Source organism: Chitinophaga sp. 180180018-3, from assembly GCF_037893185.1.
In the GTDB taxonomy this organism is placed as follows: Bacteria; Bacteroidota; Bacteroidia; order Chitinophagales; family Chitinophagaceae; genus Chitinophaga.
Window position 1 is genome coordinate 4,147,510 of record NZ_CP140772.1, and the last position, 25,243, is coordinate 4,172,752.

Below are 25,243 nucleotides of genomic sequence, written 5' to 3' on the forward strand. Positions count from 1 at the left end.
TGGTACACTCCACATGAATCAATCAACTAATCACTCACTTATTTGCTTAAGGTGAATACATCCACCGCTTTGGTATATCCCGTCATTTTCCCAATTCCTCCGCCAACCAATAGCTTCTCTCCCCAGGCTGCTGTAGCAGTATTAGTCCTGGCCTCGGTGAGTGTTAATCCCCTTCTGGTATCCACCGGAATATTGAATATCTCTACGGTATTCAATATGGTCCCTGTGACTGAAGTTCCACCTGCCAAAAGAAGCTGATTACCCAGCGCGGCAGCGGAGAGCCCTATTTTTCCCTCCTGAAGGTCCATCGTTGACCATGCACCGGTAGCAACATCATAAACATCTATTTTTCTGGAAAATTTGTTACTGGAGATCTCTCCGCCAGCAAAGAAAATTTTGCCTGCCACACCGGCAGCGGTAAGATCTGACCTGGCCTCACTGAGATGAGCGGTGGTCCACAACCCGGTAGAGACGTCGTATATATCAACAGCATCAGTTTTTCCGCTAATGGTTTTGCCTCCTGCAAATATGATTTTATTGCCATAAGCAGCGGCGCTTAGGTTGCATCTTGCCACACTGAGGTTTCCGGGACTTAGCCATTTGTTAGCATTGATATCATAAATATCCACCCTGTCCGAAAGGGCCGTATTGGTAGTTCCTCCGCCAATGAGCATCTTTCCCCCGGCAACAGCAGCCGCCAAACGAAATCTGGCCTGGCTCAGCAGGCCCGTTGACCAGGTGCCTGCCACAACATCGTATATGTCGAAAACAGCTGTTGCTCCTGCATCGGCGTACCCGCCGGCGATGATGATTTTATTTTCCCCCGCTGCTGCACAAAGATCGGCGCGGGCCTGGCTTAACCGGGTTGTAGCCCAGGTGTTTTGAGATACATCATAGATATCCACCATGCTTGAAAAACCTCTATAGAGTCTTCCGCCAGCAAAAAGAATCTTCCCGCCAGCAGCGGCCGCCACCATGTCTGACCTTGCTTCCGACAAAGTTGTGGTGCCGCTATATTCGATTTTTGCTGTACTGAGTGGAGGGGACTGCTGATCATTCCCTTTTTTGCAGGCTGATGCAAGCGCTATCAGCAATATACAAATGACTGCGGTCCATTTACCTGTTGGGGCTCTCATGGTGATAAAGTTTATATGATGTTATCATCGTAACTGGAAAAACTTTGATGATTTACTTTTTCGTTATAAGCTATTGGTGTGTAGCAAAATTGATACGACTGCAGCGGAGAAACAAGCCTGAGTTTGCGGTTCACAGAATCGGGTTAGCGGACAGCGGAAAAAATCGTTTACCAGGATGTAGAGCGTCTGTTTAACTCCGGTGGTGCCCTGTCAGCCTTTTTGCAAAAAATACAATATATAAAAAGGGTGCAGTGTGTAATGACTGCCGGGAATTAGCATTTATAAAATGGTTATCAACACTTTAAAACAAGTCAAATTCTGGCAGATTTCGAATCGCTTCCGTTTCAAAATCCGCCAGAACCGAATACAGACAATAATTTCAAAGAACTCACCTATTCAATATCGAAACAACACTGATATGTTCTTTATTCTCAATTATTCCTTACTCTCCACTCACTCAACTGAAAATCCACACTGCCATTGGTAGCCGTCACATATACCGCATAATATTTGTAACCGGTACTATTAGAGATCGCAAACTCCCGGGTTTGATTCCTTCCGCTGAATACCTGATTGGCTTGCGTATCCAGTACAACCCAGGTGTTACCGTCATTAGAACCTTTCAGCTGCCAGTTTTTGGGATCTCTGTCGGGCGCGTCATTGCCGGAGGTAAAGGAATAAGACTTCACCGTCTGAGCCGATGGAAACTGCAGTTGCATGCGGAAATCAGCGGGTACTATACTTACGAACAATTTGGTACTGTACACATCATCGGTCAGCTTCAGCGAACCTTCTGTGGCTGATGCACCACCGCCATTTTCCTTGCTCACAGTGATAGTTCCCTGTGCTGTTATATCGTTGCTGTTATAGGTAATTCCCGGAAAGTCTGTTCTGGCCTGCTTTAGCTGAGCCGTCCAGTCGCTCCCCTGCTCATCTTTATTACCGAAGGCATTCAACGCCAGCTGCTTCAAATCGTTGTTGGCAGCCCCGCTCCAGTAATGCACAAACTCTCCGAAATTCATTCCACGGCTGTATTCAGGATAAGTAGTAATGCCGTTGTTAAAGGTTTGCTTAGGGAAATACTGCGCGAGCAATTCAAAGAACCGGTTCAATGTCGCACCACCACCATAATTGCTGTAAATCGGATAGAACCAGTCGCGGAACCAGTAGGTACCTGCCCTTGGATAACTGTCTGTCTGTGTGATCTTCATATTGTACCACCTGCTCACATCACTACTTCTTCCTAATGCCAGATAAACATCATACTGATATATCTCCATCCATTTACTATCATGCCAGATGCCGAATGCCGGTGAATTATGTACGCCTTTCGAAGCACCTTCCACGATATGCCCTACTTCATGTGTAGTAAGATCTATATCGTTACCGGTGCCGCTGGTCCAGGCGTTGGGATCAGCAGAGCCTACATCGATTACATTCCGGTAATCATGACTGGCATCCATATACGTAGATGGGTGTCCGCCGGAATATTTCCCGCTGTGAAATATGGCGAACATGCGGGAATCGTCGCCGAAAGCGCCATACCTGCTTTTGGTATAATTCCATACCTGCCCGAGATAAGTAAAGGGCCAGCTGATACTACTGTTCACGTCGTTGTCGTAATACACGGCAACGCTCGTGTCATAAAAAACGCGGTTGAGCAACTGGTTATGCTCAAACCAATGCTCCTGCCAGGTAGCAGGCGGTGTAGCTAATACCTGCAACTGTTGCTTCTTTCCGGTGATAGGCTGCAGTGCAGTATCGGAATGGATTTTCTTAGTGCATCCATATAAAATGCCCAGGGCGGTAAAGGATGCGGCAAACAATGCTACTTTCATAATTTGTTTTTTTGTTTATGGAAGAAAGGGTTGTCCGGGTTTTCAGGTAATGCTTACAGGCACGGGTTCTCTGATCGTTTATCTACGGATTAAAAATTAATTCTTACTCACACAGAAACTTGTCAATAGATTTTAAATAATATTAAATAGAGTGTAAAACCCTTGCCGTCATTGTCTTTCAGGAAGATGTAACAAGAAAAGTTTTTTCCATCACTGCTATCTTTATATGATAGCAGGCCACTGCAGGCTGTTTACCACTTATCCATTTTTTGATACAGCCTATAGCAGAATTTTTATCTTCGGGCCTTCATTTATAAGATCCATAACTTTAAAACCTCGAGTAATTGAAATCGTTTTTTTCTTTACTCCTGTTTACGGTCTTTTACAGCAACACTTTTGCACAGGCTGTACTTACAGGAACAGTGAACAATCAGATCCACGAGCCCATCCCATTAGCCCTTATCCAACTGCAACGTAGCTCGCCTGCATGGCAACAGACTATGCAGACAGACAGTTCGGGGCGCTTTAGTTTCACAGGCCTTGCACCTGGTGAATACCAGCTAAGGGTGGCATTTACCGGTTATCAGACTATATCGCTGTCCACTCCGATTAGCCGCGATACAGTGATCCGGCTCATCATGCAACCGTTGAATGCCAAACTGAACGAAGTAACAGTAACTTCCGTCAAAGCGGCCATCAGCAATAACCCTGACAAGCTGGTGTACAATGTAGCCTCCAGCATCACCGCTACAGGAAGCGATGCGCTCACTGCGCTGAGCCAGGTACCCGGCATCAGGATAAGCGATAATGAGATCGGCATCGCAGGCAAAGGCGCAGTTAAAGTAATGGTCAACGGCCGCCTGCTGCAGCTTACCGGTATCGACCTCCTGCGCTACCTGAAATCCATGGCTGCGAATCAGGTATCAAAAATTGAGCTGATCAAAAATCCTGGCGCTGCTTACGATGCAGAAGGTAATGCAGGGCTGATCAACATCACCACCAAACAAAACAGGAAACAGGGGCTCTCTGGTAATGTACAGGCCAGTGGCAAACAGTGGCTGCACAACCCGCCGGTAGTGTACGGCAAAAGCAACTACGAAGCGGTAGACCTGAGCGCTACGGTAGATTATAACAACAACCGCTGGTCTGTTTACGGCGGCATCAACCTGGATCAGGACCACCATCTGGAAGGATTCCGAACTGATATTCGTTACCCTCACCAATGGTGGACGCAAAGCGATACCGGTGTATACACTTACCACAACATCAATCTCACGGCAGGGGCCGACTATCAGCTCAGCTCTAAAGCCAGCATCGGTATTAACTACCAGGGTAGCAAAAATAAGTACGAGGGTTCCGATCATGTAAACAACCCAGTTTATAACAACAGCGGGCAGCTGGATTCCCTGATGAAAACTTTTGCTACCTACTACCCCATTGCCCAGAGCCATGCGCTAAACCTGCATTCTACGGTGAACTTCGACACCTCCGGCAGGCGGTTGCTGTTGAATGCCGATTACTTCAACTATTACCGGACCGATAAATCGGATTTCGAAAGCAACACCTATCTTCCCAACGATCCGCATCCTTCGGGCACCACGCGATATTTCGATCATACCCGTCAGCTGATCAACATCTATACTTTCAAAGCAGATGTAGAATATCCTACTGCTTTTGCAAAATGGATGTTCGGAACCAAGCTCAGTTTCATCGACAACAAAAGCAACGCATTCTATTACAACAAAGTGAATGGCGAGCTCGTCTTTAATACTGATCTGAGCAACGAGTTTGATTATAAAGAAAACACACAGGCGCTGTATGCCAGTATGAACAAGGAATCCGGCGCATGGAAGTACGAAGCCGGCCTGAGAGGAGAACTCACGCAAACTAACGGCTACTCCTACACGCTGAACCAGCATACGCCACAGCACTACTTCCGCCTTTTCCCGTCGCTGGCTGTTTCCTGGCAGGCGAATAAAAGCAACAGTCTTTCGCTTACCTTCGGCAGAAGAATCAACCGGCCTTCGTTCTGGAACCTGAACCCGTACAAATCGCTGTACACCAGCTACAGCTACGGCGAAGGAAATCCGTTTCTGCAGCCTGAATACAACACCAACGCCGAATTATCGCACAACTGGAAAGGCATACTAACCTCGGCGCTGTTTTTGAATATCACCGACGATGGATTCAATTCTGTGACCATTGCACGTGCAGATACCAATCTCGTATATACGAAACCGTTCAACTTCATTAAGACTTATCGCTATGGTTTCTCGGAGAATATTGCACTGCCATTTTTCAGCTGGCTTGATAACAATAACCAGGTAAGTGTATACTATACTGATGCAAGGTCATCGCTCACGGAAGTAGATGGCATCAAAGGCTGGGGCCTTTACCTGGCCACCAATAACAACATCTGGTTCAATAAAAACAAGACCCTGGGCGGCGCTGTGAATTTCTGGTACCAGTTCCCGGAGATCAATCATATCGGCCGCACGGATGCCAGTTATAAACTCGACCTCGGCCTGAAAGCCAGCGTGCTGCAAAAGAAAATGGACATCTCCCTGACGATGAGCGATCTGTTCCTGAGCAGCGCCATCAATGTATCGTCCATTGTAATGGGCATGCCGCAGAAAGTAACCAACTTCCAGCTGAACAGGTACCTGATGCTAAGCCTCAGCTACCGCTTCGGCGGCGAACGGAAAGCACGGAGCAACGATACGGGTAACGAGGAAGAGAAAGGACGCCTGCACTGATGAATTAGGAATCTATAGTGTCCGGGGAAAATACAGGTAAGGATAAATAAAAGGAGGCCGATGTGGCCTCCTTTTTTAGTAAGTTTAAGTTACCACACTACAACTTACCATTATGAGCAAAAGTAGATTTTTTTCCGGACAGCCGATTTTTAATCAGTTACTTTCTTTTGTGCCCGCCACTTTAATCGATAAAGCGGCCAGGGAGACTAATGCAGACAGCTATTACAAGCAATTTAAGGCCTTTGACCATTTGGTAACCATGCTATTCAGCAGCTTTCATCAGTGTAGTTCTCTTAGAGAGCTAGTTACCGGGCTATTGGCTAATGAGCATCGGCTTAATCATCTAGGCCTTAAAAAAACACCTCGCCGTAGTACTATTTCAGATGCCAACAGGAACCGCCCTGTAGATTTTTTCAGCCAACTCTATCATTTACTATACCAACACCATTATCCACAACATTGCCCGGACAGCCGAACAAGAAACAGGTTGCATGATAGATTATTTATAGTGGATTCAACAACAATTAGTCTGTTTTCAACTGTGATGAAGGGTGCGGGTGTAAAAGGGTTAAATGGCAGGAAAAAAGGAGGTGTTAAAGCTCATGTGCTGATGCGAGCCAAAGATGAGTTACCCTGCTTTACTGTACTGACAGAGGCCGCTTGTAGTGACAGGAAATTTATGCAGAAGCTGCCCCTGGAGCCAGGCTCCATAATTGCCATGGATCGAGCTTATGTAAATTACACGGTAATGAAAGACTGGACCCAAAATGATATTACCTGGATCTCCAGGGTTACTAAAGGGATGAAAATAAAGGTACTTGAGCGCAAAAAAATAACATCGGCTGATAAAAAGAATGGAATTTTAAAAGACTGGATCATCCGACTTGGCAACCCAAAGACCTGTAAAAAAAGTCCGGTGCAGCAGGCCAGAGTCATTAGTATTTATGATAAAAAGACCCAAAAGAAGGTGCACTTACTCACTAACAATCAGACCTACGCTTGTTCTACCATTAGGAGATTGTACAAACAGAGATGGGATATAGAACTGCTATTCAAAAGAATTAAGCAGACCTCTCAATTAAGTAATTTTCTGGGAGACAATGAGAATGCCATTAGTATACAGGTATGGTGCGCTTTAATAAAAGATCTGCTTATAAAGATTGTGAAAGATCAATTAAAGCAACTGGGCTGCAGAATGTGGTCGTTTAGCAACCTGGCAGGTTTTCTAAGACTCCACCTCTCCACATACATTCTCCTAATTAAATTTCTAACCGAACCGGAGAAAGCACTTCTTTGTAATAATAAAGATGCAGACTTTATACAACTGAAATTATTCTCTCCTTAGAAAAGGGGGCTTACTTTTTAGAGGCACCCTGAGAATTGAATATTTGAAATACATAATTGCCGATTTAGGCAAATATTCAATTCTCAGGGCACTCATTCCCTATTTTGTTAAGCCCCGAATCGTTAGGCTAAGATCTCTTAAATTTTCCCCGGACACTATAGAATTAGGAATTGGGAATATAGAATTAAGAATTAATAGGAAGATTTTAGCGATTTATTATAGTAATGTGAAATATATAATAAATCGCTAAAATCTTCCTGTTAATTCTTAATTCTATATTCCCAATTCCTAATTTAATCTTAAATTAGCTCAATATGCCTTATATTACCGTCAGGCCTCTATACAGCGGATTAACCCAATTGGTGTATGCCGGCAAAAGAGATGCGAATAAGAAAACACACCATTAAAAAATAATGATAAGATACCAACATTATTCATTTGATCTCTGGTTAACTTTAATAAAATCGAATCCTTTGTTTAAGCAAGAGAGGGCGCGTTTTTTTTATGATCATTTTAACCGGCATCAGGTGACACAGGAAGAGGTGAACAGGATTTTCCGCAAGGTAGACCTGATGTGTAATGCCATCAATGAAAAAACAGGGGGGAATATAGATGCAGAAGAAATGTACCTGATGGTGATTAGTGAGATGAATAATAACGACAATGCTTTCGGAGATGTGGACCTTCCAGGATTGTATCGCGAAATGGAGGCACTGGTGATGAAATATCTGCCGATGGTATATTGTTCCGCAACTATCAGTACACTGAAACAACTCCGCGAACGCGGGGATACAAGTATCAGTTTGCTGAGCAACACCGCCTTCATCAAAGGCAGTACCTTACGGCAGGTGTTGCAGCAACTGGGGCTGTACAGCTTCTTTGATTTCCAGCTGTATTCTGATGAAACCGGTATGTCGAAGCCTAACGAAGCAGTATTCCGGCTAATGCTGGAAAACGTTACAGCACTGCGAAAAACAGATATCATAGCACTGAAACAAATCGTTCATATAGGTGATAACGAAAAAGCAGATATCTACGGAGCCGGCAGGATCGGGATTGACACATGGCTGATTAACTCCAACAATAAATGTATTTCAAGTATTCTTAACTGATGATGAACACCACCTATTCATTGCACAAAATTTCTGATCCCGGCTACTTTGGCTTTAGTCCCGATGACTATAGCCGTTTCAAATTTGGTGACGAAGGAATTGCTGAAAAATTCGGCACCAGCCTGGCAGAAGGATTTATCCGGCACCACCTGGAGGGCAAGCCTGTAGCTCAGTACGTAGTAGTATCCAGCCCCTACTCTTTTATTCCAACTGCCACTTTTGCCATGAAAAACTATTTTGTTTTCCGGGTAAACCGATGGCTGGCGGAACATGGATTTCCGGTATTGCAGGAAACCAAGGTACACCGTACCATTACCTATAAGGAAGACTATGGCGAACTGGACGCTGAACAACGCCTGAAACTGATCGGGAACGATTCATTCCATATCGATAAGGCCTTCCTGGAAGGGAAAAAGGTATTGTTTCTTGATGATATCAGGATCACGGGCGGACATGAAAAGATGATCATGAAAATGGTGTCTACCTACCAGCTCACCAACGAGATCTGGCTGCTCTATTTCGCCGAACTGGTGAATAAGAATATACACCCCAATATAGAAAACTACCTGAATTATCACCATGTAAAGTCGATATTCCACCTGGAAAGTATTATCCAGGGCGAACGGTTCTTCATCAATACCCGCCTGGTAAAGTACATACTGAACTATGATTATGAATCCTTTTGTATCTTCCTTCAGAATCAATCGGACAAATTCATAACATTATTATATAATATGTCGCTGGGAAATGGTTATCATACCATTGACGCTTACCAGAAAAACATTAATTTTATTCATAATTACTTATTCAACAGTAAACATAAAAGCATACAACATGGCAATTAACTTGCAAAAGGGACAGCGGCAGGCGATTAATGCGCCTAAATTTACTATCGGATTGGGGTGGGACGCCAATGCTTCTTCAACCGGGACTGCTTTCGACCTGGATGCTTCCATTTTTATAATGGGCGACAACAAAAAAATACTGTCAGATCAGCATTTTGTTTTTTACAATAACCTTGTTTCTCCTGATGGCGCGGTAGAGCATACCGGTGATAACCTTACGGGTGATGGTGCGGGAGATGACGAACAGATAAAGATCGACCTGTCTAAAATCGATGGCAGAGTTGCCGAATTATGTGTAGTAGTTACCATTCACGAAGCGGAAGCCAGAAGGCAGAACTTCGGCCAGGTAAGGAATTCCTATATACGTGTATTCGATGCCGTTACTAACGAGGTGATCCTGAAATATGAACTGGAAGAAGATTTTTCCATTGAAACAGCTGTGGAATTCGGCAGGATCTACCGGCGTAACGACGAATGGAAATTTGAGGCCGTAGGCGTTGGCATGAAAGGTGGTCTGCAGGACTATCTGAATAAATATAACTAATCTTAAAAACCATATCCCACATGGCAATAGATCTTCAAAAAGGACAGCGTATCAGCCTGGAAAAATCCAATGGCAGCAAGTTACAGCATGTTTGTGTAGGTATCAACTGGGGCGCCATTGAAAAAAAGGCCCTCTTTGGTTTGAGCAAAACCAAGGAAGCGGTAGACCTGGACGCCAGCTGCGCCCTTTTCAATGAACAAAAGCAATTACAGGAAGTAGTATATTTTGGCAACCTGAGATCAAAGGACAGTGCAGTTATGCATAGTGGCGACGATCTGACGGGTGACCTGGATGGCAACGACGGGCTCGACAATGAGGTGATCACCCTCGATCTGTCGCGCATCAACCCGGCTGTCAGCTATGTGGCATTTGTGCTAAACAGCTTCAGGGGCCACGATTTCGGCATTATTCCCTTCGCTTCTATCCGCATCTACGAAGGCACGCCTTCCCGCGTGAACGAAGTATTCGCCAAATACGACATTGCCGGTAACTCGGGCTTTGCAGGACATGTATCTATGATCATGGGCGTATTTTACAAGAAGAATGGCGAATGGAAATTCAATGCCATCGGCGAACCTACAAAAGATAAAAAACTGCAGGAAACCGTGAATACCGTGGCGATGAATTACCTGTAGAAATGCCTGTGTAACATCATCTTAACCGTATAATCAAATACTGATGGAAACAAATCCAATTACCCCCACCGATCAGACACTTCCCATGGTGAGAATGGACAAGGAAGGTAATGTTAATACTTCCGGTCTTACTCCCGCCGAAACCCAGAAATACGGGGATCTGAACAAATCCCTGGTTACGTCTGATGTTAACTCCATCCTGAATTATGGCACTGAGATACAGAATTCAATGGAGAAATACAGCAATGAGTTTCTGACTTCTGTTCGTACTTATAACTCCGGCGAAGTGGGCGGCCTGATCAACGACCTGCTGACCGAGTTGAATTATATCGACGTGGACGAGCTTAACCAGAGCGGCTTTAAGAGCTTCCTCTCAAAAGTGCCGTTCCTGAAGAAAATAGTTTTCGACGCGCAAAAGCTTTTCCAGAAATACGATACCGTTATCAGCAACGTCGATAAGATCACCAATAAGATCAAGGCTGGCCGTATCAATTCGCTGAAAGACAATTCTTCCCTGCAAACGATGTTCGACAGCAATGTTTCTTACATTAAGCAGATGGAAGACCTGATTGTTTCCGGGCAGCTGAAATACAACGAACTGACGGAGAAACTGGCGGAAATGGAAGCCAATGCAGGCAACTACAACGATTATGAAATTGCGGATCTGAGAGATTTCGTTACCCGCCTCGATAAAAGGCTGGCCGATATGAAGATCGTCCGCTTCATTATGCTGCAATCGCTCGCCCAGATCAGGGTGGTGCAAAACAATAACACTTCCATCGCGGAGAAGGCGCAGTCGATCGTTTCCACTACCATCCCTGTATGGAAAAACCAGCTGACCATCGCAGTGGCCCTGCAACGACAGAAAGCCAATGTGGAAATGCAGCGCAAGGTGTCTGAAACCACCAATACTATCCTGCAGAAAAATGCCGAGCTGCTGAAACAGAACAGCATTGAAGTAGCGAGGGAGAATGAAAAAACAGTGGTATCTATCGATACCCTGAAGCGAACTACCGCATCGCTGATCGAAACACTGAACGAGGTGAAGAAAATCCACGAACAGGGTACCGAAAACAGGAAAGCACTGAATGGTGAACTGCAGAACCTGGAAACCGAACTGAAGAAAAATGTGACAAACGTTCGCTAACTTTGCCGGAAGTGATGGAGGATAACCTGGCTACGATATTAAACGAATCAAATAAAACGATCAGCAAATTACAGTTGCTGTCTACTTATTTTGAAGACGAGATTATTTACAAGATATATCTCAGAAGCCAGGTTGTCCATAAACTGTTCGAAACCAACCAGGAGCTCGACATCAATAAGCTGGAGCTTTTTCATCTCCAGTACACCACTTCCGTCATTGAGCTGCTGAAGAAAATCAAAAGCAGCAACGAGCGGAATGTGAGCCTGATCTTTGATGAAATACAAATCAACAAAGACCTGATCGGCTCTCTGAATGATTCCGTTTTTTCAGAGAAGAATTTCAATCTCGACAAACAAAAACAATCCCTGAAGATTAACCTGTCGCTGAGAAGACTGTTCCAGGTGTTATCCGATAACAGCGAGGAATATCCCTTTTCCAAGAACATCAATGCTTTCAGCGCCAGGTTTTCACAGGATTTCTACTACGATATCTCCCCCGAACTGCTCGATGAGCTCATCAAATTCAATCCCGACGAGGTATACCGGAACAGCAATGCCATCATCCACCGGAAACTGATGGGGCTGTTGTGTAAGATTGATTTCAGGTCCGAATTCTTCTGCGGCCTCAGGGCCGGTAACCAGATACTGGAGGTATACCGCCTCCCTGGGCTCGACCGGTACTTCCTGTTCTTTCCATCGAAAAATATGTTTCTTTTCTGCGATCTTTCTAAAATCACGGAGGTAGACTGGACGAATACCCTGTCGAAGAAAACCAGGCTGATACAGGAGCTTTCCGATAAGAACGATAACCTCATGAGCCGGGCGAATGCCCTCAAGATTGCGATCCCGGACAATGTGAGGACGGTGCTGAATGAGTACTATGAAAAGATCTCCGACGTGGATTTCCTCCAGCAGATCGGTACCTTCGATGTACAAACGAACATCCTCAGAACGATGCTCAACACCAATTCGCTATAACCCGGCGTAAAAAAAACGCCAGTCCGCAGACTGGCGCTATAAAAATCTCTGTTTCCGTTAAGACTACTCTTTTGCTTTAGCAGCAGTATTGCTCCTCTTGGGCACATTCAGCAGGGCCGACGTAACGATCGGCACAATGAATATGGCCACGGTCAGGATGGAAGTAAGCACATCGGCCTGGGAGCTCTCCAGGAAACGGGTAAGGCCGGATTCCGGGAAGAAATGTTCGTAAATGGAAAGCGTCAGTTTTATGCCCAGGATGCCAATTACGATAAAGGCTGCCGCCTCCAGAAAGGCGAATTTCGTCATCAGTCGCACGAAAGCCTGTGCCACAAACCGCATGGCGAGGATCCCGATAAACACTCCGAGGCAAACGAGGATAATATTGTCCGTAAAGGCTACCGCCGCAAAGATATTGTCAATGGAAAAAGCCATATCCATCAGCTCTACCAGGGCCACTGTAGCCCAGAAGGGGCCAATAGCACCCACGGTGCTTTTATAGAGCCAGTTCTTTCCTTTATCTATATTCTCCTCCTCTTCTTCCTTATCTCCCTTCGACTTCTGTTCTTTCCACCAGCTATAAGTCAGGTACAACAGGTAAAGACCGCCGATTGGCTTGAGCCACCAGATTTTGATAAGGAAAGATGCAAACACCATGGCTAACCCACGAAACAGATAAGCCCCGAGAATACCATATTTAAGGGCACGATCACGTTGCTTTTCCGGCAAATCCATTACCATAGTAGCCAGTACAGCTGCATTATCTACCGACAACAAGCTCTCAATAATAATAAGATTGCCCACAACTATCAGGCTGGGTATGGGATTGTCAATGATGTGCTGAATCAATTCATTCATTTGGCGTTAGTTTTATATAGGTTTCTACTTGTTGACAATGCGTGTAAATAGTTGGGCAACAGCGTAAAAATCGGGGCAAATATATATACAAATAATTGATAGAAAAATAGTACAGCCGGTTAACCTTCCCCAGGCTTCCACCCGGATGCCTGACTTTTAACATTATATAACAATCCGCAACGCCCTCTGGCATACTTTTATCATCATACCCTGTAAACCGGCTGGCTTCAATGGCTGCAGCGTTGGGCCTTACGGAAACAAAGCCATATCAAATCAAATTTCAGCATCATGAAAACGTTAAAATATCTCATCATCGCCCTGGTGCTTGCGGCCGGGTTTACCAGCTGTGTGGTTGAACAAGATGGATATTACCGCCCGTATTATCATCATCACCACCATCATCACTACCGTTATTACGGATATTAACAAGCATTGTCAGGTTTTAGTAAATGCAGCGGAGATCACATCATATTGTTATAATGTGGTCTTCGCTGCATTTTTGCTGTTAGCTGTAAGCTGACTGCTGTTTCTTATCTTTACACGCTATAATTCCCAATGTACTCATGAAAAAACCTATTACCGGTAAAAACATTTACCGCCAGCTAATCGCCGATCTTATTGGCAAAGACTCTTATCGCGGTGTTACGCTCACCTATTCCTGGCTGGCCAACCAGTTCGGGCATTTTTCCCTTGGCTTTATCCCTACTTTTATTGGCTTCCTGATACTGAAAAAATACTATCCGGAAGACCGGGCGGCCTTAAAGGCAGCCTGGATTATCAGTGCTATATGGCTGACTTTCGAGATATTTAATTTTCTGGGGCCATTACTGTTCACCAAGCTGGGAAATATGAAAAAGACCTATGTATTCCAGCCGGCCTGGGGCAATATTGCTTTTGATACCATTACCGACCTTTCTTTTTTCTGGGTGGGGGCTTTTATCTCTTCTATGCTTTGTGGTTTCACCCCTACGGCGTTGATGGTAGTGGTGGTACTTACGGTGCTGATGATATACCCGGCGTATTACTGGTATCTTACCAAAATGTACCTGCAGGCGCCCTCCTACCCGTTTCAGTTCCGTTTAAGTCAATGGAATACTGAAAAGATCCCGGAAGAAGACATCGACCTGGTGCGCCGTTTCCTGGATAACAAGGACCAGGGCATGCACCTCTTTGTATTTGGCCCCAAAAAAAGCGGCAAAACAAGTCTGAGTGTGGCCATTGCTACGGAGCTGTCTATACGCCATCACTCCGCCGTATATACGTCGGCCATGAAATTGTATTGCATGTTCTTTGAGCAGGACGAGCATGCTTCCGAAGATGTGCTGTGGACCTGGCGTAAGGCTTCTATCCTCGTGATAGATGATATCAATCCCGGCGCCCCTATCAAAGACGACCTGATTACGCCGGAACGTTTTCTCAACTTTGTGGACACCTTTTCTACCAACGATATCAACAGAACTGTGTTGAAACAGACCAATGTAATCTGGGTACTGGGCGACGACGACGACGCCCGCAAACTATCCGATCGCTGGCAGGGCATGCTGATGAGCATTGGCGTACCTACGGAGAAAATGCTCTCTCTCAACCTGCAGCTGAACTGAGTCTACGGAAGGATATGATTGGCAAAGGCAAAGCTGATCAAATGTGTGAGACTTTTTACTTCAAACCGTTTATACATAGGGATAATGCGCTTTTCGATGGCCGATTGGGATACTCCGAAGCGGGCAGCGATTTCCTTAAATGATAAGCCTTCAGCCACCAGCGACAATGCTTCCTTCTCTTTTTCAGAGATGGCATAATACCGGAACAGGCGCTTGTTCAGCTCTTCTTCAAATTCTGATTTCTCAGGGCCATAGGCAGCGTAGCGCATTACGTTGCCTAACTTGATACTTTCATTTTTCTGGGAATGTCCTATAATACGGGTTACTTTCCCGTTTTGGGCTTCAAACACCCCTACTTTGGAGATCAGGGGCACATGCGTCCCATTTTTATGAATCTTCTTTAACTCTATCGTGAAACTATACTCTTCCAGGGCGGTTGTTTTATTATGCAGAAACATGAGGGCTTTGTCGTTCAGCTCATTTGAAAAAGGAGCATATTCCGGAGCCGTAATAGTGACGATGGTCATCATGGAAATTTCGTCGTCGCGGTAACCAAGCAGCTCTTCCCATCCGTCCGCATAAATCATACGGTTCTCCTTAAACGAATAAATATAGATCGCCTCATCCGGAAACCTTCGGATGGTTTGCTTAAAACGCCGTGCTTCCGGGCTGTTAAGATCAGCCGGTGTGTCTGTAATAAATGCTTTCGAGTAGTCCCCGTACTTAATGTTACCTAAATCCATGTTCGTATAAAAATAATAACAAATATTATCACCTGCGAAATTACACAGTTGACCCGCTTACTATTGGTTTTTACTTTTGTGCTGTAACACAATCCGTTATGGATTGCAGGAACAATAAACGGCAAGGCCTTTTATCCGGCGATCCCCAATCCGACAAGTCCGATACCAGCATATATTGCCGGGAACGAGCATATCGGAACGGTTATATAACCAGAAGTTGATTTCGATTTTATTGAAAACCTGGAGGGAGAAGTTTGTTATATAAGCGCCCTTTCCTCAATAATTAGATGCAATGTTCCCCAGGATGCAGCGCAGTTCATAGATTTACAGGGCGGCCACCCTGCTATGACTGCGCTACTCCATTTCGCTTACATTGGAATTCTCCTCTGTTACAATACAAGGCAAATATATATCTTATTGCTTATGCGGCATATAATCTATCCGCTTTTTCGTTAACGGTTCCATGCAGCGGTCATCACCAGGTCGGTGACAGGGGTATCACCTGCCAGCGGAAATGCGATCCGTTGCAGGCTGATTCCGCTGAAGCCCGCATCGCTCAGTGCTGTTTCCAGACCGGCAGCCTGGTGATAATAAATAAACAACTCATCCCCGGCCGAATTGGTTCGTATTCCTGAGTGGTTGCGCTCATCTTCCTCCATTGTACTCAGGTAAATGATGCCTCCGGGCAGTAAAAGCCCGGCGGCATCCCGGATCAGTTGAGCCGATTCTTCGGGCGACAGGTACGGCAGGCAGAAGCCACACATAATAGCATCGAAACGTTGTGTGATATGGCCGATGTTCCTGGCGTCCATCAGCAGAAAGGTGGCAGCCGGATTGTTTTCCCGGGCAAGTTCCAGCATCCTGGGCGCAAGGTCGATGCCTGTTATTTGCAGATCCGGCCGTTGCTGCAGCAGGTAGCGGGTAATATTGCCCGGGCCGCAGCCGATTTCCAGCACGGAGGCTCCGGTGCTGACGATGCTATCGCAAAAATGCTGATAGGTACTGTTGTAAATATCCAGGTCCATAAACTTTTCCTGGTATTCACCGGCACGCCTGTTAAACACCGCTGCTGCCATCTGAGATTTGTCCATATCCGTACTACGCAACAGGGAATTACCGCCAGCGTTCATCAAAAATATTTTAATTTCATACAAATGTGTACATCTGGTCACCATTTCACTTTATGCAGCTGCACGCCTGTACTTAACGCGCTTCCATTCATACATTTTCATTTTTTTAAAAATGTAAATCATCGTATCTTATCTAGTATACACTATTTGCTATGAAAACGATCACTCTTCCCTCACTCTACTGCCCCTGGCACCCCAGGATTAACCCACATGCGAATACAGTAAGTAACCATACTGATAACTGGGTAAAACAATTCGGACTTTTTAATGAGGAATCATTTAAACACTATCAGACGGCTAATTTCGCTTACCTGACAGCCAGGTTCTATCCAACGGCCACGCCTGAACGATTAGACCTGGCCAATGATTTGATTACGTTGTTGTTTTGTATGGACGACGCGATGGATAACCAGGTTATTAAATCTGATATTGCAGGTACCCGTCAGCACTTCGAGCAATTTATCCATGCCTGCCTGTCTATCCTTGAACAACGCAACGTTCGTATTCAATCCGGGGATACCGCTGTTTTCGCTGCGTTGAAAGATGTATGGAGCCGGCTTCTGCCTATCAGCAGTGAGTTGTGGCAAACCTGCTTTATCCGCGATATCCGGCTGATGTTCGATACCGCCTTGTGGCAGTTTGATAATGTATCCAGTAGCAAATTCCCTTCGGTTGCTTCCTTTTATGCGAAGCGCCAGTACCTGGGCGCCGCGCACATCGCCACTACGCTGATACCGGTCATAGAAGGACTGGAAGTACCGGAGAAAATCCTGCAGCATCCCACCATACACGATCTGACCGTGATAGCGAGGAATGCGATTGTTTTTGCCAACGATTTATATTCCCTTTCTAAAGAGCTGGATCATGGCGACAACCATAACATGGTACTCGTACTCCGTGAGGAAAGGGATTTGTCGCTGGATGCTGCCATTTCCCAAACCGCGATGCTGCACAATAACGAAGTGTTCCGATTCGAAAAGCACTCGAAAGAGCTTCCCTCCTTCGGCACTTACGACCCTGATATACGGCGATATGTACAGGTGCTGAGCGCGATGGTACGTGGAAACATTGACTGGAGCGAGAAGGAAACGAAGCGGTATGAGACAATTACGAATTAGGAATTCTTTTCCCTTTCTCGTAAATACTTTTCCCGAATGCGAAAACAACCCAGTCTTTCAGCGATTAGCTTTGCGCGAAATTTTTCGCTAACATATGAAGCAATTGCTGTTTTGTCTCCTTTGGCTGTTACCCGTATACGTATCGGGAAGTATTCGTTATACGGAAACGGATTATGGCACCATCAAGGGTAAAGTAACCACCAGCGATAACCAGCCCGCAGTGGCTGTAACAGTAGTATTGAAGGGCAGTTCGCGGTATACGCTGACCGGCGACGATGGCAGCTTTATACTGCACCGGGTAACACCGGGCTCCCAGCAGCTGGAAGTGACGCTGGTAGGCTATCAGCCGCTTGCACAAACTGTGATCGTAGAAAAAGGGAAAACTGTTAATGTTTCTCTTCAGCTACAAGTGTCAAATACACAATTACAGGAAATAGTAGTAACTACTAATAAGCGTAAGTTCTCCGACAAAAATACCGAACAGGTATCGCGCCTGCCATTGAAGGATCTGGAAAATCCACAGGTATACCAAACCGTGGGCAAAGCGCTGATGCAGGAACAACTGGTAACTGAACGAACTGATATTTACCGCAACATTCCCGGAGCAGTGCCGAACTTTGCAGTGGGTGGTTCCCAGGGTATGACCATCCGGGGATTTGCCAATACTACCGGGATGCGGAACGGTATGATAACAAGCGCTATTGTGCCCCTGAACCCCGCTATACTGGAACGGGTGGAAGTCATCAAAGGGCCATCTGGTACTTTGTTTGGCAGCAACAGGAATATCACTTTCGGAGGTGTATATAATTATGTTACCAAGAAACCATTTGAAACTTTCGCCGGTAATGTAAGCATCACGGCAGGTAGTTATGGATTAACAAGATTTGCCGCCGATGTGAACGTACCGCTCAATGAGGCACGTACATTGTTATTCAGACTGAATGCAGCCGGGCAAACAGAAGGCTCTTTTCAGGACCAGGGCTTTTCAAAAAACTACACTATAGCGCCCACCATCTCTTACCAGGTGAATGAGCGGATGAAGTTTTTGGTAGATATAGACATCACAAGGGGCGCCTTCACTACCGCCACCTACGCGGTGAGCGATTTCAAAAATGTAAAAGCCCGCAGCTTCAGGGATCTCAATACCGGATACCGGAAATCCTATATCAACAATGGCGTGGATATCAGTAATGGTATCAATAACATACAAGCCAGGATGGAATACAAACTGTCGGACCATTGGACTTCACAAACCAATTACCTTTATTCAGAAGGCTTCTACAAACATTTCTACTGGACTAACCTCACTCTCCTCACCGACTCTACCATGGCCCGGAGCGTGAGAAACCAGAAGCCGGAAACATTCGGAAATATTCAGCTGCAGCAGAACTTCGTTGGTGATTTCAGGATCGGATCGCTCAGGAACCGGCTTGTTGTAGGACTGGACTATAGCTACAACTACAATCAGCTGAACAGAGTTACTGTGAACTATGATACCATCAACATTAATCAGCCATTGAAAGATTTCAACGCCACAAAGATCGATGCATTGTCGTACCAGAAAGGATTTTCCGCCAGTAACACCAGTTCGAACAGTTACAGTGTTTATGCGTCGGATGTGTTGAATATAACACCGGCATTGATGGTGATGCTCAGCTTACGGGCAGATCGTTTCTCTACCGGTGGTACCTATACGGTGACAACCGGTAAATCGTCGGGCGATTATTCCCAGACTTCGTTCTCGCCTAAATTCGGCGTGGTATACCAGATCCTCAAAGACAGGTTGTCTGTATTTGCCAATTACATGAATGGCTTCGTCAACCTTGCCCCCCTGGTGCAGCCCGACAATACTATCCTGAACCTGAAACCTCAGCAGGGCAATCAATGGGAAGGTGGCATAAAAGCCGACCTGATCGATAACAAATTGAGCGGCTCTCTCAGCTACTATAATATCGACGTTACCAATGCCACCCGTACCGAAATTGTAGATGGTAAAACCTTTATGTTCCAGGACGGTACCCAGCGCAGTAAAGGCTTTGAGGCAGAGCTCATTACCAATCCTGTTGCCGGCCTGAACATCGTTGCGGGCTATGCCTATAACGAGAACAGCTATACGAAAGCTTCCCCTGCCCTTCAGGGGAAACTGATTACTGCCAGTCCCAGAGACGTTGCCAACATTTGGATAAGCTATGCCCTTCCCCGCGGTAAAGCCAGGGGACTCGGTTTCGGCGCAGGAGGCAACTATGTCGGCGACTCCTGGTTTGAAGCCAGCAATACTTTCCGTTTGCCCGGATACACCTTACTCAACGCTACCATCTTCTATGATCAGCCCAAATACCGGTTTGCCTTAAAAGGAAACAATCTCTTAAACGAGCAATACTGGGATACAAATGGAATTGCGCAGAAGCCGGCGAATGTGGTGGCGAGTGCGGTTTTAAAATTTTAAAAGAATTACGAAATGCATAAGAGACATAAGCGAATTATTTATATACTCGCTTATGTCTCTTATGCATTTCGTAATTCGTAATTCTACTTCACGCTCCATTCCTCCATTCCCGCCGAGTTTTCCTCTGATAGCTGCACTTCTAATTTCAGCGCTGTTGTTTTCACGGGCTCGAACTGAACGGTGTTATATTGATCCTTCAACGTGGTATAAGCGGTGGTATTTTTTACCGGTATCCATTCGTTGTCTTTTTTGTAGTAGAGCTTCCAGAAGGCAGGCACCCGGCAGCCTCCGAAGGGACCATCATCGTACCAGTAAACGGCGGATGACGAGATGGTATAGGGTTGATCAAAATCGTATTGTACCCATTCCTGTGTGCCTTTTCTGGGCCACCAGTGGAAGTATAACACACTGTTGTCCTGGGAATTTTTGGGTTCGTATTGATCATTCAGTGCCATCAGCATTTTGGGGTTGGCGTTGGAAGCACTTACCTTACTTTTAGATGCGATGGTGGGCACCGGTTTAGGGCGGGCAGCGGTGGCTTCATATGGGATCCATACGGTCATCTCTGAAGCGCCGCGGTTGGCCCAGGCATAATACGGTATAGCCGTTACCGTTTGATCGGTTTGCAACAGCTCGTTGCTGTTGGGCTGCCTGTTGAGCGCATGCCCGTTCATTTCAAGTACAGTAACGCCTTTCAGCAAACCAGGCTGATATACTGCTTTAACTGCGGTGTTCTTGTCTACCACTATATTCTGAACAATTCCATCTTTATTATCGGGGCCTTCCAGACAATACATGACAGGACCGCGTTCCAGGGCAAAACGGCCGGTATCGGCCTTAACTTCCGGATTGGCGATTACTTTCTGTACTTCCATGGGCAGGCGTAGCGTTAGTTTATCTCCGGCTTTCCAGGTACGTTGTAATACGGCATAGCCTTTTTCCATTTGATATTTTGCTGGTTGCCCGTTGAGGAGCAGTATTACCTTTTCGGAATTGCCCGGAGTATCACTATAGAGGTTACCGGGCACCGGGTTATGCTGCGCCCAGCCCGGGATGCGAATATGTACAGCAAATGCCGCAGTACGTACAGGCCTCACCGTTATATTCACATTTCCGTCCCAGGGATAGTTCGTTTCCTGGGTCAGCTTTACTTTGGTGGAGGTTAGCTGCATAGTGGCGGTATTTCCGGCGAACAGGTTCACATAAAGATGATCTGCATTGCGGGCATAGATGTAGCCGGGCATGGATGGCAGAAAGCGCGTCATGTTGGAGATACAGCACGCACAGCCAAACCAGGCACTACGCTGATGTTGCCCCATGGAGGCCAGCGGGTTGGGATAAAAGAAGCGGTCGCCGCTCAGGGATACTCCGCTGAGCAGGCCGTTGTAGAGCGTGCGTTCCAATACGTCCACGTATTTTGCATCGCCATGCAACAGGAACATACGGCTGTTCCAGTATACATTGGCGATGGCAGCGCAGGTTTCTGCGTAAGCCGACATATTAGGCAATTCATATGCCTGCCCGAAGGCTTCGCCATTGCCTGTGGCGCCGATCCCGCCGGTGATATACATCTTCCTTTCCACCACATCATGCCAGATATCATCGATAGCGTGCAGATAATCCTGGTTGCCGGTAAGTGCTGCCACATCCGCCATACCGGTGTACATATAGGCGGCCCGTACAGCATGTCCTACCGCCTCATGCTGCTCCGTCACTTTTTTATAAGATTGGTTATACTCGCCACTGTTGGGCTTCCCCGGACCACGTACATCGAGGAAAAATTTTGCCAGATCGAGGTAGGCCTGTTTACCAGTTACCCGGTACATCTTTGTAAGACCGGTTTCCACTATCTGATGGCCGGGAAAGCGTTCTTCCTTTCCATATCCGAACACACTTACCAGCAGATCGGCATTTTTAATGGCAATATCCAGCAACGTTCTTTTACCGGTTGCCTGATAATGCGCTACAGCAGCTTCAAACAGATGACCGGAGTTATACAGCTCATGGCTCAGATCCTCCTCTTTTTCCCAACGCCGTGTCCCCATCCAGGGATGCGGATGCGTAGTTTTCATGGTGCGGAAAGTATAGAGGTAGCCGTCCTTTTCCTGTGCCGCGCCGATGATCGTGATGAGGGTATCAAGATACCGCTCCAGCTCAGGATTAGGTTGTACCTGTAATCCGTATGATGCACCTTCGATTACTTTATACAGGTCGGTGTCATCGAAAGTATATTCCGTCATTTTATCGTCGGATAGCTTACCGGCGGCCCTGAGGAAGTTATCGATGCGGCCGGTTTTCCGGCATTGCTCCAATGTATACGGAATGGTTACCGTAGCATTCACTTTTATCTTTGGCGCCCAGAAACTATCCGACACGTGTACCTCTGTAAACGCCACCGGCTGTATTGGATAATCTTTCTTTAATTGCGCAGTCGCACCGGTAGCCCATCCCAGGGATACCAGTACGCCAGCAGCTATCTTCTTATGTAATCTGCTCATATTAATTGTCAATTAAACAATTAAAAATAAAGATACTATTTTAGAATAACCAGATAAATATTTGCCCGGTCAGTTTTTAATTTCAATGGTAAAATCAACTCCGGAAAATTAAAATGACTGGTTTAAAAGGCGGTACCCCTGATCATTCTTACAGTGCCGTATACAGGGCCGGCGCTGTTATTGGGTTTGGCCTGCAGCTTAATGGTAACTGACTGTTTGCCACGTGTTACGGCTTCCGGCAGGGTGTATATGATCTCGTAAAATTTGCTGGCTTTGTATTTATTGAGATCTTCTGTGGCAATTTTAACCCCATCTGCGAGAATATCGAAGGTACGGTAGCGGTTATCCATTCCCCAGTAATTACAGAGCAGGCTGTTGGTGGTGCTACCGTCTACTTTCATGGTAAAGGAAAGGTATCCGCCATCTTCGGCGTTCCTCCATTTGCGGCCGTGATCTTCACCCGTATTGGTTTTATCGGCAACGAAATTATGATCCCGTTCCGGTTGCATTTCGCCCATTCTCAGCATGTCTACCGTACTGGCTTCAATCTGTTGTGCCCGTTTTTTCGCAGCAGCATATTTCGTTTGTTCAGCAGCCCAGCCCTGCGGCGTAAATGCATCCCAATATACGCTGTAGTGTTCCTGCTGCACGGTGTTAAAGGGCACCAGCGTCACATCTGATGGCTGTCCTACCTGTGCGGTATGGAACACGAGAGAACCGGGTGCATCCTGTTTTACCCAGGCAGCGGCATCCTGACTGGATGTCACCAGCACGGGGATTCCTGTTACCGGATCAGGCTCTTTGTTTCCCAGCACGCCGGCCAGTACTACGGGGCCATAGAACAATGCGATACGACCCGGGTTATCGGGCATGGCTTCGCTATAAATCCCCATTGGCAGCGACAATGTTATTTCGTCTCCATTCTTCCACTTACGATTCAACACAATATATCCATCTGCGCCTGGTTGAATATTCGTTTGTGCTTCACCGTTAACCAGTATCTGCATACCCTCTTTCACCCAGCGTGGCTTCCGGATACGAAGCGGGAATGCCACCGTAGCGGGCGTTGTGATCCTGAACACTACTTTATCATCGGCCGGAAGGCGGGTGACCTGTTCCAGGGTTACTTTCTTATCTTTCCAGTGCAGGCGTGAGGGGATAAAGAGGTTCACATACAGACTGCCATCGGCGCCTTCGAAATAAATGCTCTCCCCGTATTTGACATGATTCTCCATACCGGATCCTACGCAGCAGGTGAAGGTATGGAAGGAATCGCTGAACTCCTTGCGGGTACCCATGCGCAGAGGAACGAAGTAACACATCATCCCGTTGCTATGATCCTGCGATGCCAGAATATGATTGTACAGGCCCTTTTCGTAGTAGTCCATCAGATTAGCTGAGGGCTGCAGCGAAAACAGGTGGCGTGTCAGCTTCAGCATGTTATAAGTATTGCAGGTTTCCATCGTATTGTCGGTGAGCTGATCATTCAGTTTATCAGCAGGGCCCAGGTATTCGTAGTTGCTGTTACCACCCGGGGCATAGGAATGATGCTCCGTGATCGTATGCCAGAAGAAGCCCGCGATAGTACTGTCTTTCTGACTACCGGTCAACTCATAACGGCGCATACAGCCGATCACCTTAGGGATCTGTGTGTTGGAATGCTTGCCGGGCAATACATCCAGCCGGGCAGCGAGAGAGTCGAGTATACGCCGGTCGTGGAAGCGGAACGACCTTTCCAGGTACTTTTTTTCAGCAGTAAGTGCATAGGTATTTACGAGCACTTCATTCATACCGCCGTATTCGCAGAGCAACATTTTCTGCACAAGAGAATCTGGCAGGTGATCAACGATAGTGCCGGTCCAGTCGGCCATTCGTCTCTCTATACCCAATGCTTTTTTATTATCACAATACAGGTAGGCATCGAGCAGTCCGGCCATGATCTTATGCACGGTGTACCAGGGCGACCAGCCCCCATTGAGATCGAACCCGCGGGAGCGGATATTTCCGGCGGCCACCTGCGCCCACAGGGTATCTTCACCGGGAATAGCGCCTACATAGCCGGTTTTACGATGACGCTGGCATTCGTCCAGTTCATCCACGATATAGTTTACGCGGTCCAGGAAGCGTTTATCCTGAGAAGCTGCGTACTGCATGGCACAGGCGGAAAGGTAGTGCCCCAGCGTGTGCCCGGCCAGTCCGGTAGATTCCCATCCGCCGTAGCGGGGAGCTTTTTCTTTCAGGCCGGCATGATTGCGGAAATCGGCCAGCAGCCTGTCGGGCTCTACTACCAGTAAGTAGTTCACATCTGCCTGCATGGCCTGTTTAAAAGGGCCGTCGAGTACCTCCACATCCTGGAGCTTAAAGGTATAGGCATGCAAAGGCACGCCAGCCACGACTTTCATCTTAGCATCGTGCCTGCCCGGCACGTACGATTGTGCACGCACCTGCGTGTAGCCCGTTTGCAGGGCCAGCAAAACGAAAAACAGTTTTTTCATAACACTACAGTTTTTAATT

General features: G+C 46.4%; 19 protein-coding genes. 12 read left to right on the plus strand and 7 right to left on the minus strand.

Annotation, left to right across the window (positions count from 1 at the left end; all coding sequences use genetic code 11):
- Positions 1-38: 38 nt before the first annotated feature.
- Positions 39-1,136, minus strand: a complete 1,098-nt coding sequence (locus tag UNH61_RS16305) for a kelch repeat-containing protein (RefSeq protein WP_326993032.1) — start codon at positions 1,134-1,136, stop codon at positions 39-41.
- A gap of 431 nt (positions 1,137-1,567) precedes the next feature.
- Positions 1,568-2,974 carry a hypothetical protein gene (locus tag UNH61_RS16310; protein WP_326993033.1) on the minus strand — a complete coding sequence of 469 codons (1,407 nt, stop codon included), beginning with the start codon at positions 2,972-2,974 and terminating at the stop codon, positions 1,568-1,570.
- A 344-nt stretch (positions 2,975-3,318) separates the two neighbouring features.
- Here UNH61_RS16310 and UNH61_RS16315 point away from each other — a divergent pair, with 344 nt between their 5' ends.
- The 8 genes from UNH61_RS16315 (at position 3,319) to UNH61_RS16350 (ending at position 12,335) form a co-directional block, all read left to right on the plus strand.
- Positions 3,319-5,730 (plus strand): TonB-dependent receptor, encoded by a 2,412-nt coding sequence (locus UNH61_RS16315; protein WP_326993034.1) that lies wholly within the window; start codon positions 3,319-3,321, stop codon positions 5,728-5,730.
- A 112-nt stretch (positions 5,731-5,842) separates the two neighbouring features.
- Positions 5,843-7,075, plus strand: coding sequence for an IS4 family transposase (locus UNH61_RS16320; protein ID WP_326992329.1), 1,233 nt, complete (start codon positions 5,843-5,845; stop codon positions 7,073-7,075).
- A 413-nt stretch (positions 7,076-7,488) separates the two neighbouring features.
- Positions 7,489-8,187, plus strand: coding sequence for an HAD family hydrolase (locus UNH61_RS16325; RefSeq protein ID WP_326993035.1), 699 nt, complete (start codon positions 7,489-7,491; stop codon positions 8,185-8,187).
- On the plus strand, positions 8,187-9,032 hold the full coding sequence (locus tag UNH61_RS16330) for a phosphoribosyltransferase family protein (RefSeq protein WP_326993036.1): 846 nt from the start codon (positions 8,187-8,189) through the stop codon (positions 9,030-9,032). Before UNH61_RS16325 ends, UNH61_RS16330 begins: the two co-directional genes overlap by 1 nt.
- On the plus strand, positions 9,022-9,576 hold the full coding sequence (locus tag UNH61_RS16335; protein ID WP_326993037.1) for a TerD family protein: 555 nt from the start codon (positions 9,022-9,024) through the stop codon (positions 9,574-9,576). Before UNH61_RS16330 ends, UNH61_RS16335 begins: the two co-directional genes overlap by 11 nt.
- 20 nt (positions 9,577-9,596) lie before the next feature.
- Positions 9,597-10,211 (plus strand): TerD family protein, encoded by a 615-nt coding sequence (locus UNH61_RS16340; RefSeq protein WP_326993038.1) that lies wholly within the window; start codon positions 9,597-9,599, stop codon positions 10,209-10,211.
- Positions 10,212-10,254: 43 nt separating this feature from the next.
- Complete coding sequence (locus UNH61_RS16345) at positions 10,255-11,358, plus strand: toxic anion resistance protein (RefSeq protein WP_326993039.1); 1,104 nt, start codon at positions 10,255-10,257, stop codon at positions 11,356-11,358.
- A 14-nt stretch (positions 11,359-11,372) separates the two neighbouring features.
- Positions 11,373-12,335 (plus strand): hypothetical protein, encoded by a 963-nt coding sequence (locus UNH61_RS16350; RefSeq protein WP_326993040.1) that lies wholly within the window; start codon positions 11,373-11,375, stop codon positions 12,333-12,335.
- A gap of 63 nt (positions 12,336-12,398) precedes the next feature.
- Here UNH61_RS16350 and UNH61_RS16355 read toward each other — a convergent pair whose 3' ends face one another.
- Positions 12,399-13,193 carry a TerC family protein gene (locus UNH61_RS16355; protein ID WP_326993041.1) on the minus strand — a complete coding sequence of 265 codons (795 nt, stop codon included), beginning with the start codon at positions 13,191-13,193 and terminating at the stop codon, positions 12,399-12,401.
- A gap of 288 nt (positions 13,194-13,481) precedes the next feature.
- Between UNH61_RS16355 and UNH61_RS16360 the strand changes: the two genes are divergently transcribed.
- Together UNH61_RS16360 and UNH61_RS16365 are read left to right on the plus strand one after the other, a co-directional pair.
- Positions 13,482-13,619 carry a hypothetical protein gene (locus UNH61_RS16360; protein WP_326993042.1) on the plus strand — a complete coding sequence of 46 codons (138 nt, stop codon included), beginning with the start codon at positions 13,482-13,484 and terminating at the stop codon, positions 13,617-13,619.
- Between the two features lie 137 nt (positions 13,620-13,756).
- Positions 13,757-14,794, plus strand: a complete 1,038-nt coding sequence (locus UNH61_RS16365; RefSeq protein WP_326993043.1) for an AAA family ATPase — start codon at positions 13,757-13,759, stop codon at positions 14,792-14,794.
- A gap of 2 nt (positions 14,795-14,796) precedes the next feature.
- Here the strand turns inward: UNH61_RS16365 and UNH61_RS16370 are convergent, their stop codons facing one another.
- Positions 14,797-15,537, minus strand: coding sequence for a LuxR C-terminal-related transcriptional regulator (locus tag UNH61_RS16370; RefSeq protein WP_326993044.1), 741 nt, complete (start codon positions 15,535-15,537; stop codon positions 14,797-14,799).
- A 452-nt stretch (positions 15,538-15,989) separates the two neighbouring features.
- A complete protein-coding gene (locus UNH61_RS16375; RefSeq protein ID WP_326993045.1) occupies positions 15,990-16,667 on the minus strand; it encodes a class I SAM-dependent methyltransferase in 678 nt (225 codons plus the stop codon).
- 152 nt (positions 16,668-16,819) lie between these two features.
- On the opposite strand from UNH61_RS16375, the gene UNH61_RS16380 reads away from it, so the two are divergent.
- Positions 16,820-17,785, plus strand: coding sequence for a hypothetical protein (locus UNH61_RS16380; protein WP_326993046.1), 966 nt, complete (start codon positions 16,820-16,822; stop codon positions 17,783-17,785).
- Positions 17,786-17,879: 94 nt separating this feature from the next.
- Complete coding sequence (locus UNH61_RS16385) at positions 17,880-20,231, plus strand: TonB-dependent receptor (RefSeq protein ID WP_326993047.1); 2,352 nt, start codon at positions 17,880-17,882, stop codon at positions 20,229-20,231.
- An 83-nt stretch (positions 20,232-20,314) separates the two neighbouring features.
- On the opposite strand, the gene UNH61_RS16390 is transcribed toward UNH61_RS16385, so the two are convergent.
- Both UNH61_RS16390 and UNH61_RS16395 read right to left on the minus strand, forming a co-directional pair.
- Entirely contained in the window at positions 20,315-22,729 is a 2,415-nt protein-coding gene (locus UNH61_RS16390; protein WP_326993048.1) for a beta-L-arabinofuranosidase domain-containing protein, read from the minus strand.
- A 122-nt stretch (positions 22,730-22,851) separates the two neighbouring features.
- Positions 22,852-25,224 carry a beta-L-arabinofuranosidase domain-containing protein gene (locus UNH61_RS16395; RefSeq protein ID WP_326993049.1) on the minus strand — a complete coding sequence of 791 codons (2,373 nt, stop codon included), beginning with the start codon at positions 25,222-25,224 and terminating at the stop codon, positions 22,852-22,854.
- Positions 25,225-25,243 lie beyond the last annotated feature (19 nt).